Here is a 13,900-nt window from a genome sequence, read left to right as displayed (position 1 = left end):
ACAGAGATCCTATGGACCTTCTCACCACAGCCAGTACTGTTGCCGTTTCGTCTTATGCGGTGCTCTCGACTGTTTACAGAGGCATGCAAGCGGTCTACTCCCAACCGGAAAATGTTACGCCGCCGTCGGAAAGCTTGTTCGGATCCGACCGTTGGCCGAGCGTGGATGTCATTATCCCCTGCTACAATGAGGACCCGCGCACACTCGCGGCGTGTTTAGCTTCCATTGCAAATCAAGATTACGCCGGAACATTTCAGGTCTATCTGGTTGACGACGGTTCTGGAAATCGTAATGCCGTCATCCCGGTACATCACGCCTACGAGGGCGACCCGAGATTCAATTTCATTCTGCTCCGCGAGAATGTTGGCAAACGCAAGGCGCAGATCGCCGCCATCCGCCGCTCATCTGGAGATTTCGTGCTCAGCGTCGACTCTGACACGACACTTGCGTCCGACGTCATCACAAAGCTTGCAGTAAAAATGCGGGATTCCATGGTCGGAGCGGCCATGGGCCAGCTGACGGCATACAACCGCAGCGACACTTGGTTGACCCGATTGATCGATATGGAATACTGGCTGGCTTGCAATGAGGAGCGCGCGGCGCAAGGTCGCTTTGGTGCGGTCATGTGCTGCTGCGGCCCATGTGCAATGTACCGCCGGTCTTGTCTCCTTTCTCTGCTGGATCAATACGAGACGCAGCTGTTCAGGGGGAAACCAAGCGACTTCGGTGAAGACCGTCATCTTACGATCCTCATGCTGAAAGCAGGCTTTCGAACCGAGTACGTTCCAGGTGCCGTCGCGGCGACAGTCGTTCCGGACAAGATGGGACCTTATTTGCGCCAACAACTCCGCTGGGCACGAAGCACCTTCCGGGACACGATGCTTGCGCGAGGTCTACTGCGTGGCCTGGATCGCTATCTAACTTTGGATGTGATGGGAGAGAATCTCGGCCCATTGTTGCTCGGCATCGCGGTAGTAACGGCGCTCGGTGAGCTACTATTTTCACATACAGTAAATTGGTGGACGGTGCTGGCTATTGTCACGATGACCATAATCAGATCTACGGTGTTATCTTTCCGCACTCGGCAGCTTCGATTCATCGGCTATTCAATGCACGCGTTAATCAGGATATTCCTGTTGATCCCCTTGAAGGCTTACGCCCTGTGTACATTGAGCAATAGCGATTGGCTGTCGCGTAAAAGTGTTCCCCTGCCCAACAGGAGCACAAAGGAAATCACAAGCGCGATGCCGCTTGCCGGAGCAAATGCTGCGGGCAATTCTGGAATTGCGGAGTCACTTCATACTGCAGATCTTTCGCTCACAGCTGGTGAAGTCTGACGGCCTTGCAGCGCCGAGTGACCGAGTAAGTTGTGTCAGTCGACACGGGGTGAAGCTTTCGAGTTACCTATGGTCAGAACGGGAACTATCTGGAAGCGACACGTGGCATCTTGACGTTATTCTTTGGCGGAAGCGATACACGCGTCGCTCCGGCCGCGACTTTCCAAAGGTGCCATCTCAAGGCGGTGGCCTGCTCTGAACCAGAATTCGCAAGTAAGCTGCCGGTGGCCAATCGGACTCATTCCGCTTGAGATAGACGCATGTCCAATGTAGCAATCGACCTTACCGGCGTAACCAAATTATTCGGAAACAAGCTCGTTGTGGACGGGCTGTCCTTCACCGTTGCATCGGGAGAGTGCTTCGGTCTGCTGGGGCCGAACGGCGCAGGCAAGAGCACGATTGCGCGTATGCTCCTCGGTATGACCCGGCCTGACGCGGGTGATATAACAGTCCTCGGTCTACCAGTGCCGGCACGCAGCCGCTTGGCCCGCAAGGGCATAGGCGTGGTCCCGCAGTTCGACAATCTCGACCTGGAATTTACGGTACGCGAGAACCTGTTGGTGTTCGGGCGCTACTTCGGCATGAGTACAAGAGAGATCAACGCCGTCATCCCACGGCTCCTCGAGTTCGCTCGCCTTGAGAGCAAGGCGGATTCACGTGTCGGCCTGCTATCCGGCGGGATGAAGCGGCGCCTGACGCTGGCACGTGCTCTGATCAACGACCCCCAGTTGCTTGTGATGGATGAGCCCACGACCGGCCTCGACCCGCATGCCCGCCATCTGATCTGGGAGCGACTTCGTTTCCTGCTGGCGAGCGGAAAAACGATCATTTTGACCACCCATTTCATGGAAGAGGCTGAGCGGCTTTGTGATCGGCTGTGTGTTCTCGAGCGGGGACGCAAGATCGCCGAGGGCAGTCCTCATGCGCTGATCGACGAGTACATTGGGTGCAACGTGATCGAGATCTTCGGCGGCAATCCACAGGAGCTGATTTCGCTGATCAGACCGTACGTTCAGCGTGTCGAGGTAAGCGGCGAGACGCTCTTTTGCTATGCGCCTGAGCCGGAGGATGTGCGCATCCAGCTTCGCGGTCGAGCGGGTCTGCGTATTCTAGAGCGTCCACCCAGTCTGGAGGACGTTTTCTTGAGGTTAACCGGACGTGAGATGGAGAAGTGAGCAATGGGTGAACGTTTTGCGGCCGCTCTACCCGCCAACGCCTGGAACTGGATCGCGGTGTGGCGCCGCAATCATCTGGCATGGAAGAAGGTGGCATTTGCTTCAATGCTCGGCACCCTTGCTGATCCGATGATTTACCTTTTCGGGCTCGGCACTGGCCTTGGACTGTTGGTAGGCCGCATCGAAGGTGCATCCTACATCGCCTTTCTGGCAGCCGGCATGGTTGCGACGAGCGCGATGACAGCATCAACCTTCGAAACAATTTACGCGGTTTTCGGTCGAATGCGCGATCAGGGCACTTGGGAAGCAATCCTGCACACACAACTTACCCTCGGCGACATCGTTCTCGGTGAATTGACCTGGGCAGCCACAAAGGCCTTTCTGGCCGGTACGACAATTGCGATTGTTGCCGCCGCGCTAGGTTATGCCGCGTGGACGTCGGTTCTCTACGTGCTGCCGGTCATCGCTCTCACCGGGTTCGCCTTTGCGAGCCTGGCCATGCTCGTCATCGCGCTCGCGCCCAGTTATCACTATTTTATTTTCTATCAGACGCTTGTCATCACACCCATGCTGTTCCTTTCGGGCGCGGTTTTTCCAGTCGGCCAATTGCCAGGAGTGTTTCAGCAGATTGCGGCCTTCTCGCCGCTGGCGAATTCTATCGATCTAATCCGTCCGGTGATGCTCGGCCGCCTGGGCGACAATGTAGGGCTGCATATAGGCGCACTTTGCATGTTCGCTGTATTGCCTTTTTTTCTGTCGGCTGGACTGTTTCATCGACGACTAATGCGTTGACGCTTACCTACGCCCATCAACGAGAAGGAGGTCCGCAATGCCGGATTGCAAACTGCCCCCAGCGGCCCGGAGGCATGCGTGTGCCAGGAATCGCGAGTGGTACAACAACGCCGAAGCCGGGCGCCACCCAGCCGCTGCAGGCACGCGCCCATCTTCGCGACCACACCTCGGAGTACAGGCTGGGTGGTGAGGCGCGCGGACCCACCCGGAGCGTTCAAGCGATAGCAGCCAAGCTTCTTGTGCGCGTCCCCAGACCGTCGCGGCCATTATTTAGTTGGATACACATGCAATGACCCACAACGAACCAACTCCTGAGCCTTTTGTGATCCTTGCTATGCCAAGGACCGGAACACACTATTTAGAAGAATTGCTAAACGAGCATCCGACCGTTCTGAGTAACGGTGAGTTGCTAAACGAATATGATCCCAATTGGCCCAGCACGGATCGCCTGCTAGGCACGGATCGCGAGCTTCTTGAGCTTGCCTATGTGCGCTGCCCTATGCGCGACTACAAGAATGTGACGCATCTTGGCTGCAAGATCAATGAACCTCAGTTTCGCGAGCGTCCAGCATTCTTTGCGGAATTAGCTCGTTGGCCAGCACTCAAGGTCATCCTCGTTGTTCGCCGAAACGTATTGGAATCGCTCCGATCCTTTGTGCAGGCCAGGGAAAGCGGTCAGTGGCTGAAGTTCAGCTCGGACAACGATACCGCTCGGCCACCGAGCGTCAGGTTGTCAATCGCCGACTGTGAGGCTTATTTCAAAGCCGCCGACGATTTTCACGCTCGCGTTATGGACTCCTTCACGTCGACCAACCTGCTTGTAATGGAATACGAGAGCCTACTTCACGAACCTGCCCAATGCTTGGGAGCGGTTTGGGATTTCCTGGGCGTTCCAGCGCTTGAGCCATCAGATAACGCCATCTTGCAGCGCCAGGAAACGCGACCGCTTGATCAAACGGTGGAGAACTTTGACGAGTTGCGGATTCACTTCGCACGCGGACCTTATTCAAGATTTTTTGACCTCGGAGATTCAATGCGCTCCTACGCTTAATCGCTTGTACCGCGTGCTCTGATGGGCGTGTAGGATATCCTGCAGTTTGCGCGCATTCCGTCGCAAAACTGACAAACCAAAGTCACCAAGACGACAGAGATATCGGCCGGCAGTCGATCTGCGGCAGACATCAAAGACACGGCCGCAAGGCGACCTGGTCAATTCCCTCTCTGGCGAAGCACTTCTTCAGACGCGATCTTTGGCGAGCCTTGAGTGCAAATTCCGGCAAAGGTGGAGGGTTCCAGTGCGCAACCCGCACCAATCTCGCTGGACGGGACAGGCCTCCAGTTGGCACGGCGCTTGCTCCGAGATGACAGCAGCGCTCGACCGGAGCGCAGCATGGGAGAAGGAGGAGCCCCCACCCCGATCCGGTCAGGGAGAGAGAAACGGTGTTGGTTCCAAGAGTCCCCCGCGCGATCGCAGCGCCCCGCAAGCCCCATTTTGCCCGGACCTACGTGCAGGTGCTTGCCGCCATAGTCCTGGGAGCCGCAATTGGCTACCTCTATCCGGAAACCGGCCAGAGCCTGAAGCCGCTCGGCGATGCCTTCATCAAAGTCGTCAAGATGATTATCGCACCTGTCATCTTCCTGACAATTGCGACCGGCATTGCCGGCATGAGCGATCTGCAGAAGGTCGGCCGAGTTGCCGCCAAGGCGATGGTTTATTTCCTCACCTTCTCGACACTTGCACTCGTTGTCGGACTGATTGTCGCGAATATCGTTCAACCTGGCGCTGGCCTCAACATCGATCCGGCCTCGCTCGATGTCCAAGCCGTTAAGGGCTATGTGGCCACGGCTCACGAGCAGTCCGTGACCAGCTTCCTGATGAACATCATCCCGTCAACGATTGCCAGTGCCTTCGCGGAAGGCGACATCCTGCAAGTCCTGTTCTTCTCGGTCCTGTTCGGCATTGCTTTGGCGATGACCGGAGAGACGAGCAGGCCGGTCGTTACCTTTCTCCAGGCGCTTACCGCCCCCATTTTTAAGCTCGTCGGCATTCTGATGAAGGCTGCACCCATCGGCGCCTTCGGCGCAATGGCCTTTACGATCGGCAAATACGGAATCGGTTCGGTGGCCAACCTCGCGATACTGGTCGCGACGTTCTATCTTACCGCCTTCCTCTTCGTGTTCGGGGTTCTCGGCGCGGTCTGCCGCTACAACGGCTTCTCGATCTTTTCTCTCGTCCGCTACATCAAGGACGAGCTGCTGCTTGTCCTGGCAACGTCCTCCTCGGAGGCCGCGCTGCCCTCGCTAATGGAGAAGATGGAGAAGGCCGGCGCCGCCCGTTCGGTCGTAAGTCTCGTCATCCCTACTGGATACTCATTCAATCTGGACGGTACCAATATCTACATGACGATCGCCGCCCTCTTCATCGCCCAGGCGACGAACACAGATTTGTCAATTGCCGATCAGATCCTCCTGCTGCTAATTGCGATGCTTTCCTCGAAGGGTGCGGCAGGCGTCACCGGCGCCGGCTTCATCACATTGGCCGCTACTCTCTCTGTCGTGCCGAGTGTTCCCGTTGCCGGAATGGCTCTAATTCTTGGCGTGGACCGCTTCATGTCGGAATGCCGCGCGCTGACGAATTTAGTCGGTAATGCGGTGGCATCGCTCGTTGTCGCTCGCTGGGAAGGCGAATTGGACCAGTCACGGATGGAAACCGCTTTCCGCGGTTAGGGTTACATCAAACTGGCTCCCCGCAAGCAAGATCGCAACAGCGCGACGTGTAAGTAGCGGCCTTGACACAACAGTCGAATTGCCAGCCTCCAAAGAGCGCTGGAAATAGAGTACTAACGCAGTGAGTAATACAACACCATGAAGCCCCTAAGCAAACGAACGGTTCACGGAGACTCATCTGGGTGCGCATGGAGCGCTGTTCGTCGAATGCGCTATCCGCGGGGTGGGGGAACTATTTCAGCTTGCCGCCCCAAGCCGTCGCGGGATCGCACCGGATGACGGAGGACCGGCCGATCAGAATCGCTAGGGGAAAGCGCGTCACAATTGCCGATCTCGCCCGCGAAGCCGGAGTCAGCGTAGCAACAGTCGATCGGGTTCTGAACGTCCGCCTTCCGGTGCGAGAGGAGACCGCCCAGCGGGTCCATGCGGCCGCGCACGCGATCGGCTATCATGCTGCCGGTCTCATCAAACAGCGCTTGCAGCAGCACCTGCCGCACTACAAGCTGGGCTTCATCTTGAGAAAACCTGCCCACGATTTTTACCAAGATTTCGCTCGCAAGATCGAAGAGTCGGTCAGTATGGCTAAATCCTTCCACGGCCTTCCGATCATCGAGTTCGCGCAGTCACATTTGCCGCGTGACCTGCTCCCGCTTCTTAAGGACCTTGGAAGCCGCTGCCAGGCGATCGCCATGGTGGCGGCCGATCACCCGAAAATCACAGCATCAGTCGAGGAGCTCAAGGCGAAAGGTATCCCGGTATTTTCGCTGTTATCCGACTTCGCCGATGGCGTGCGCGAGGGCTACATCGGCCTCAACAACAGCAAGGTCGGACGGACTGCCGCTTGGGTGTTTTCCAAGGCCGCAAAACGGCCCGGCAAGGTGGCGGTGTTTGTCGGAAGCCATCGCTTCCAGGCGCATGCGACGCGGGAAACGGCCTTTCGTGCCTATTTTCGTGAGAACGCGCCCAAATTCGAGGTGCTTGATCCGCTCGTGAACCTTGATGAACGGCAGCTCACTTACGAAAAATTGCTGGATCTTATGCAGCGGGAACCAGAGCTCGTCGGCTTCTATATGGCCGGCGGGGGTATAGAGGGAGCAATTTCCGCGCTCCGAGAAGAGGGGAGCGGTCAGGATCTCGTCGCGATCGTGAGTGAAATGACGCCGCAGTCACGTGGGGCGCTTGCGGATGACATCTTGACGATGGCGGTCGGCACGCCAATGCGCCGACTTTGCCAGGAGCTGATAATGGCAATGGAGCGGGCCATCAAAGCCGGCGTCGCGGAGAGCCCGGGGCAGACATTTCTGCCGTTCGACATTTATCTTCCGGAAAATATTTGACCTTGATGGATTTCTATCATGAGCGCCCATTTTCCTTTCACCGATGAAAGGAAAGCTCGATTGACTCGGCCGTCTCTGTCCGATCTGTGAACCGGCGTGGTTCCGTCTTGAAAGAAGCCGGATGCCGAAATGGCAGCCGCGCTTCATGGAAGGAAAGTCAAGCAATGCGCCAGGTATCGCCCCGCTTTGCACTCGATCACATGGCGGCGCCCCGCCTTGACGTCAGTGCGCTTTTCGCGCTTGCCCGTGACCAAGGCCTGACCGACGTCCAAATCCGTTACCCTCATTTCAGCAATCCTGTCGCACGCGGCATTCCGGCTGCGGACGTTCGGTTTGCCGCTACCGAAGCGGGCGTCACGATCATCTCTGTCAACGCCTTGCAGCGGTTCAACGACTGGACTCCAACGCGTCAGGCCGAGGCAAGCAACCTCGCCGATTATGCGACGGCGTGCGGGGCGGAGACGCTCGTGTTGGTGCCGGCCAACCGCAGCTCGTGGCCCACCAATAGCGAGCGCCAGGACAATCTTCGTTTCGCTCTAAACGAGATCAAGCCAATCCTCCAGTCGCGGGGTCTGATCGGTCTCATCGAGCCGCTGGGTTTCCGAACCTGCTCGCTTCGATCAAAGAAGGAAGCGGCCGAGGCCGTTGCCGCGGTTGATGGCCAGTCCGTCTTTCGCCTCGTGCACGACACGTTCCACCACACCCTGGCCGGGGAGACATGCCTGTTCTGCGAGCTTACCGGCCTGGTGCACATTTCAAGCGTAAACGACCCGACCTTCTGGATTTACCCCGATCGCTTTCTTGCAGGTTCCGACAATGGCAGCCAGATTCAGGCGCTGCTGGATGGCGGCTACGCGGGACCTTTCTCGTTCGAGCTGGTCGAGGAAGTCCATTCTCTGGACGATCTCGCAGGCGCACTTGCCGCCAGCATCGACTTTATCCGGCGAGGGCTATTGTCGTCAGAGTAGATGGTGACAGGAGTAGTGACTATAGGTGCGCCTGAATTTTCCGTGGGTTCACAGCGGGGCAGCCATCCGAGATGCCTCCTGTATCATTATCTCCCGCATCCAGATGCTTGCCGGATCGCTATTGTGGAGGGCCGGCCATTGGAGGGTCTCGGTGAATGTGGGAAATGGCAGCGGAAGTTCGATAACCCGCAGGGGGAACGTTTTTTCGAAATGCCTGACCAGCCGTAAGGGCATGGTCGCTATACGAGCTGTGCCGGACACCATAGGTGGAATCATGCTGAAGCCCTGCACGGCGACCTCGACACGTCTCTTAAGGCCATGCTCAAGCAAAAACCATTCCTCGATAGACGGCTTCATCGTACGCCCGAACCTGACCGCGACGTGCCTCATCGACATGTATCTCTCGAATGTAAGCTGCTGTGGCAGCTGCTTGTTTGTGGGACAGCCTACGCACACGAGCTTCTCGTCAAACAGCGCAACGCTTGAATGCACACTCGACGTGAACATATCCGGTAGAATTAGAAAATCGACGTCACCGCGCCGGAGAAGCTCATCGGGGCTATCGTCGACAGGCAGCAGTTCGAAGCTGACGGCGGGGGCTTCCCGTGAAATACGCTCCACAAGCTTTTCGAAAAACACGAGCGTGACGAAATCGGAAAGAATGATCCTGAAGAGGCGATCGGCTCGAGCTGGGTCAAACGGATCCGAAGAAATAATCGAGCACTGGATGTGCTGGAGAGCGTCGCGAACTGCGGGGGCAAATGCTGCCGCACGCGGGGTTAGAAATCGTTCGCGACCTCTTATCGTAAACAGTTCATCGCGGAAATAATCGCGCAGTCGGGCGACGGCCGCACTCATGGCGGGCTGACTCAGGTTGATCCTGCGTGCCGCCGCCGAGAGATTACGCTCCGTCAGGAGTGCGTCGAGCACAACGAGGAGATTTAGATCAAGTCCTTTGAAACGCATGTCATCAGCCATCCATGGGATGGATGCCTTTAACCGAAACAAACGACTTTAACAATTTAGCATTCTTGCAATCTTTTGTCGCAAAAAGTTTATGATGGATGACGTAAAGGTCCGACATATGAGCCGCGTGATCTGCCGAAGCGAGCAATCGTTCGTACTGTGCAGGTCAGAGATTGGCAGTTTGAAACGCCGGGCCGATGGCGCCGGGCTATCAACCAGCGTCTTCGGCGGCCCCGACCTAGCTAGGCGTGGAACCTAATAGGGTGCACCCTTCCAGTCCGAGGCGACTGATGGGCGGTTTGATCCTAAGCTGCCGTGAGGCCTGTGCCAATTGTATCGGCGAAGCCAATGCAGCAGTCCGGCAGCGTTTTTGAGAGCTGTTGTAGGCTCGGCCTAAGCCCATTGGCGCAAGCCTGTCTGAACGAAGCGCTTGGCCTTGCCGCTATCCGGTATGTGATCTGTGGTGCCTTTTCGTCCTGCTGTTCTTGTTTTGGAACGCCCTTATGGTGAGCCCATCCGGGACGTGGGGCACCGGGAGCACAAAGGTGCAGGCAGGCCGTCAATAGACCGTGGGCTGAGAGCCCGAGCTCGTTACATGGCCGCCCCTCGCGACTTTCCCGGATGCGCTGCGAGCGCGGATCAGTAGATGTCGTGTTGCCCGCCAGCTCCCGTCTTTGACCGAGCCAAGAAGGAGGAACGGGCATGCTTATCATCGGACTGGATATTCACCGCGCCTTCGCCGAAGCAGTGGCATGGGAGGAGGGCAGGTTCAGGCGACTCGGCCGCGTCGACATGCGGCGCGATCTGCTGGCGGCGTTCGCCGCGAAGCTGTCGCCGAACGATGTCGGGGTGATCGAGGCCACCGGCAACGCGACGTCCGCTGCAGCTGTGGTTGCGCCGCATGTGAAGAAGGTGGGGATCGCCAACCCGAAACAGGTGTTTATCGTTGCCTATGCCAAGATCAAAACGACGATCGACGCCGACGTTCTTGCGCAGCTCTATGCCAGCGGCTTCTTGCCAGAAGTCTGGATTGCGGACGAGCCGACGCAGGCTCTGCGTCGACAGGTGACACGGCGCAATCAGATTGTCCGACAGAGATCTCGATTGAAGAGCGTCATCCAGTCGATCCTTCATAGCCACCTGATCCCGTCCTGCCCGCATGCCGACCTGTGCGGCGCCAAGGGTCGGACCTGGTTAATCGAGCAGGTCGTACCGCAGGACGAGCGCCTCGCGATCGATGGGCATCTGCGCGAGTTCGACCGATTGGGCGAAGACCTCCAGGTCATCGAACGCGATCTTGTCCGCTCGGCTCTCGAGGATGAAGGCGTGAAGCGGCTGATGACCATTCCCGGCGTCGACATCACCGTCGCGCTGGCGATGAAGGCGGCGATCGGCGACGTGTCGCGCTTCGACGATCCGCAGAAGCTCGTGACTATCTCGGGTTGAACCCAAGCGTCCGGCAGTCCGGCCAGGTCCGGCCTACCATGGGCGGATCACCAAGCAAGGCCGTGGTCATGCGCGCGGCATGCTCGTCGAGGCGGCCTGGGCGGCCGCTCGTGCTCCCGGACCGTTGCGAGCCTTCTCCCTGCGGCGTGCGAGCCCGGCGCGGACAGCATGTCGCGGCCGTGGCAACCGCACGCAAACTCTCTGTCGTGATCTGGCATCTGTTGAGAAGGGCGAGAGTTACGCGTGGGCTCGACCCTCCCTGCATGCCAAGAAGCTTGCGCGATGTGGAACTCAAGGCCGGGAGCAAGGCTGTGCGCGGCCAAAAGGGAGCGCACGCCTACAACATAAAGAGCCACCGGGAAGAAGAGCGCCGCTGGGTGGAGCAGGCCGAGGGCGCCTATGCACGCCTCGTCGCCGGTTGGAACCCACGAGGTCCGAAGAGGGTAGGCACGGATGCCGCAAACGAGGCGCGACGATAGAAGCTGCGCGGCAGGGCTCTCATCTCGGACCCTGCTCTTCGCCACGCGGTCGTCCGTGCGCGACAGGAGAATAGCGCAGATTTATCAAAAAGGCTCTTGTCGATCACATCAGTGGTCTTGGGCGCTGTACGGCCGGGTGAAGACTTTGCAGGTGGCCCGGAAAGCGTTTGACCTGTAGCGAAGCAATTGTCGTCATTACGCGCTCGACCCGGGCGCCCAGCTTGGCATAAGGGCTACGTGGCCTCAGGAAGCGTCGCCAATGCAGACCATGGACGAATTCCCAGCCGATGCCGAGATGCCGGTCGACCGTGCCTGTCGCCGTCCGGTGATGCGATGCCCCCGAGCGGATGAGTTCGCCCCGGATGCTCCCGGTCACGACGCACGGGTTCGGGTTCCAAGGCGCTCAGTTTTGTTCGCGCCCAATCGGTGTAGGACGCGGCAGAAATACGAGCGTGACGAAATCGGAAAGAATGATCCTGAAGCGGCGATTCGGTAGAGCCGGGTCAAACTATCCGACGAAATAAACGAGCACTGGATGGGCGGGAGAGCGTCGCGAACTGGAGGGCAAGAGCTCCCGGACGCAGCGTTAAGTTTGAATACCTCCGCGGACATGGTCGCGAGCTCATCGCGCAAATAATCGAGCAGCCGAGCGCCGGCCGCACTCATGACCGGCTGGGCTCGGTTAATCCTGCATGCCGCGCCCATGAGGTTGCGCTCTGTCGGGAGTGCGTCGAGCACAACGAGGAGATGTAGTTCACGACCTTTGAAACGCGTGGTCAACTATCCAAAGTGTGGATGCCTTTCATCGAAACAAACGATTTCATCAATGTTCTGGAATCCTGCATGGGCAGAAGCACCTGACGCACACCGATGCCCCACTGCCTCATAGCGTGGCGAGCGTCTTAAGAAACCGCCCGAAAGGAGATTTTCATGCGCTCTACCGGGCAGTGGAGTGCTGGGAAAGGGAGTTGCAACTGACCGGCCATGTCAAACTGTCCGACTTCTTCCGAGCCTATGGACAGACTGGGAGACGCGCACGGTGTAGCGGCTCACATCGTCATACTGCACCTACGCCACACACCGGCCGGACCTGATCCGGCTTTATGAGCATTGGGCTTTGTCAGACGCACAAGCGTCGTGGCTTTCGCGACGCGGCGCGCCTCAGGAACTGAGCCGCGTCCAGGTCGAAACGCGGGAAAGAAAGACAGGAAACAGAATGGCCGATCAATTCGCAACGGACGTCATTGCCCTGATCAAGAAACGCGCCGAGTCGGAGAGCGGTGAGGGAATGCCTGCGTCATTCGTCGGCGAGATAACAATCGCCACGGAACTGGACGCGCTCGGGTTCGATTCGCTGGGTTTGGCGGACGTCCTCTGGGATGTGGAGCAGGCCTACGGCATCAAGATCGACATGAACACGGCCGATGCCTGGTCCAATCTCAAGAATGTCGGCGACGTCGTGGAAGCCGTCCGCGGCTTGCTTGCGAAGGAGGCTTGAATGGACAGGCGCGTCGTTATCACCGGAGTGGGCGGCCTGTGCGGACTGGGCACTGACGCCGCCTCTATGTGGAAAGAGATGCGCGAAGGCCGCTCCGCCATCGGCCCGCTCGCCAATTCCGAGCTTCATGACCTGGAGGGCATGACCGGCGCTGAGATCAAGGCGCTGCCCCAGCACGACATCAACCGGGGGCATCTCATCTCCATGGACCGCTTCAGCTTGCTCGCCGTGCTTGCAGCGCGCGAAGCCATGCGGCAGGCCGGACTTTCCTGCGACGAAGGGAATGCCCATCGCTTCGGCGCTACAGTGGGCGTCGGCGGCTTGGGCTGGGATGTAATGGAGGAAACTTACCGGGCCCTCCTTTTGGACGGCGCGAGGCGAGTTGGCATCCTCGCTGTACCCAAAACGATGCCAAGCGCCGCCGCCGGCCAGGTGAGCTTGCGCCTCGGCTTGCGCGGGCCGGTGTTCGGGGTGACCTCCGCATGTGCCTCGGCCAACCATGCGATCGCCTCGGCGGTGGATCAGATCAAGCTGGGCCGGGCCGACGTAATGGTTTCCGGGGGCAGCGACGCGCCGTTCGCATGGGGCGTGCTGAAAGCATGGGAAGCAATGCGCGTGCTTTCACCCGATACCTGCCGGCCCTTCTCCGCCGATAGGAAGGGCCTGGTGCTGGGCGAGGGTGCGGGCATGGCCGTGCTGGAAAGCTACGAGCATGCCACGAGGCGTGGTGCCACAATTCTTGCCGAGATCGCCGGCGTCGGCCTTTCCGCCGATGCCTTTCACATCGCCGCGCCATCTGTCGAGGGGCCAGCGTCGGCGATGCGCGCCTGCCTTGCCGATGCCGGGCTGAATGCCGAGGACGTCGACTACCTCAACGCGCACGGCACCGGTACCAAGAGCAATGATCAGACTGAAACGGCGGCGATCAAGCGTGTGTTTGGAAACCACGCTTATTCGATGTCCATCTCTTCCACCAAGTCCACGCACGCGCATTGCCTCGGCGCAGCGAGCGCGCTTGAAATGATCGCCTGCGTGATGGCAATCCAAGAGGACGTCGTGCCGCCGACCGCCAACTATCGCGAGCCAGATCCCGCTTGCGACCTCGACATCACACCCAATGTGCCGCGCGAGCGCAAGGTGCGCGTCGCCATGAGCAACGCCTTCGCCATGGGCGG

10 protein-coding genes and 3 pseudogenes are annotated in these 13,900 nt (G+C 58.7%); 10 read left to right on the top strand and 3 right to left on the bottom strand.

What is annotated here, in order from left to right:
• Positions 1-11 precede the first annotated feature (11 nt).
• From nodC to EN869_RS31800, 7 genes are all read left to right on the top strand, one after another.
• Positions 12-1,337, top strand: a complete 1,326-nt coding sequence (nodC, locus tag EN869_RS31830) for a chitooligosaccharide synthase NodC (protein WP_032899868.1) — start codon at positions 12-14, stop codon at positions 1,335-1,337.
• 260 nt (positions 1,338-1,597) lie between these two features.
• Positions 1,598-2,512, top strand: coding sequence for a nodulation factor ABC transporter ATP-binding protein NodI (gene nodI, locus EN869_RS31825; protein ID WP_024505873.1), 915 nt, complete (start codon positions 1,598-1,600; stop codon positions 2,510-2,512).
• Positions 2,513-2,515: 3 nt separating this feature from the next.
• Complete coding sequence (locus tag EN869_RS31820; RefSeq protein ID WP_029356621.1) at positions 2,516-3,304, top strand: ABC transporter permease; 789 nt, start codon at positions 2,516-2,518, stop codon at positions 3,302-3,304.
• A 289-nt stretch (positions 3,305-3,593) separates the two neighbouring features.
• Positions 3,594-4,355 (top strand): sulfotransferase, encoded by a 762-nt coding sequence (locus tag EN869_RS31815; protein WP_024505871.1) that lies wholly within the window; start codon positions 3,594-3,596, stop codon positions 4,353-4,355.
• A gap of 392 nt (positions 4,356-4,747) precedes the next feature.
• Positions 4,748-6,031: a dicarboxylate/amino acid:cation symporter gene (locus EN869_RS31810; RefSeq protein WP_210326678.1), complete on the top strand. Its 1,284-nt coding sequence runs from the start codon at positions 4,748-4,750 to the stop codon at positions 6,029-6,031.
• 275 nt (positions 6,032-6,306) lie between these two features.
• Complete coding sequence (locus EN869_RS31805) at positions 6,307-7,368, top strand: LacI family DNA-binding transcriptional regulator (protein WP_126097315.1); 1,062 nt, start codon at positions 6,307-6,309, stop codon at positions 7,366-7,368.
• Positions 7,369-7,532: 164 nt separating this feature from the next.
• A complete protein-coding gene (locus tag EN869_RS31800) occupies positions 7,533-8,336 on the top strand; it encodes a TIM barrel protein (protein WP_029356612.1) in 804 nt (267 codons plus the stop codon).
• Positions 8,337-8,384: 48 nt separating this feature from the next.
• On the opposite strand, the gene EN869_RS31795 is transcribed toward EN869_RS31800, so the two are convergent.
• A complete protein-coding gene (locus EN869_RS31795) occupies positions 8,385-9,302 on the bottom strand; it encodes a LysR family transcriptional regulator (RefSeq protein ID WP_063170390.1) in 918 nt (305 codons plus the stop codon).
• 238 nt (positions 9,303-9,540) lie between these two features.
• Positions 9,541-9,746 (bottom strand): annotated as a pseudogene (locus EN869_RS35305) (integrase core domain-containing protein); the annotation flags it as partial.
• A 258-nt stretch (positions 9,747-10,004) separates the two neighbouring features.
• Between EN869_RS35305 and EN869_RS31790 the strand changes: the two are divergent.
• A pseudogene (locus EN869_RS31790) lies at positions 10,005-11,227 on the top strand (IS110 family transposase).
• Between the two features lie 442 nt (positions 11,228-11,669).
• Here EN869_RS31790 and EN869_RS35705 read toward each other — a convergent pair.
• Positions 11,670-12,007, bottom strand: a pseudogene (locus tag EN869_RS35705) (LysR family transcriptional regulator); the annotation flags it as partial.
• A gap of 436 nt (positions 12,008-12,443) precedes the next feature.
• Here EN869_RS35705 and EN869_RS31785 point away from each other — a divergent pair.
• Both EN869_RS31785 and EN869_RS31780 read left to right on the top strand, forming a co-directional pair.
• The gene (locus EN869_RS31785) at positions 12,444-12,725 is read left to right on the top strand and encodes an acyl carrier protein (RefSeq protein ID WP_029356603.1); all 282 of its coding nucleotides are present in this window, start codon (positions 12,444-12,446) and stop codon (positions 12,723-12,725) included.
• A partial coding sequence (locus EN869_RS31780) for a beta-ketoacyl-[acyl-carrier-protein] synthase family protein (RefSeq protein WP_135916121.1) occupies positions 12,726-13,900 on the top strand: 1,175 nt, incomplete at its 3' end.

Source organism: Mesorhizobium sp. M2D.F.Ca.ET.226.01.1.1, from assembly GCF_004022705.2.
GTDB lineage: Bacteria > Pseudomonadota > Alphaproteobacteria > Rhizobiales > Rhizobiaceae > Mesorhizobium.
Note: the sequence above shows the minus strand (reverse complement) of the source record. Positions and strands in the feature narration are given on the sequence as shown.

Excerpts from the sequence above, each read along its gene's own strand:
- nodC (WP_032899868.1), top strand. The coding sequence starts at position 12 with ATGGACCTTCTCACCACAGCCAGTACTGTTGCCGTTTCGTCTTATGCG.
- nodI (WP_024505873.1), top strand. The coding sequence starts at position 1,598 with ATGTCCAATGTAGCAATCGACCTTACCGGCGTAACCAAATTATTCGGA.
- EN869_RS31820 (WP_029356621.1), top strand. The coding sequence starts at position 2,516 with ATGGGTGAACGTTTTGCGGCCGCTCTACCCGCCAACGCCTGGAACTGG.
- EN869_RS31815 (WP_024505871.1), top strand. The coding sequence starts at position 3,594 with ATGACCCACAACGAACCAACTCCTGAGCCTTTTGTGATCCTTGCTATG.
- EN869_RS31805 (WP_126097315.1), top strand. The coding sequence starts at position 6,307 with ATGACGGAGGACCGGCCGATCAGAATCGCTAGGGGAAAGCGCGTCACA.
- EN869_RS31800 (WP_029356612.1), top strand. The coding sequence starts at position 7,533 with ATGCGCCAGGTATCGCCCCGCTTTGCACTCGATCACATGGCGGCGCCC.
- EN869_RS31795 (WP_063170390.1), bottom strand. The coding sequence starts at position 9,302 with ATGCGTTTCAAAGGACTTGATCTAAATCTCCTCGTTGTGCTCGACGCA.
- EN869_RS31785 (WP_029356603.1), top strand. The coding sequence starts at position 12,444 with ATGGCCGATCAATTCGCAACGGACGTCATTGCCCTGATCAAGAAACGC.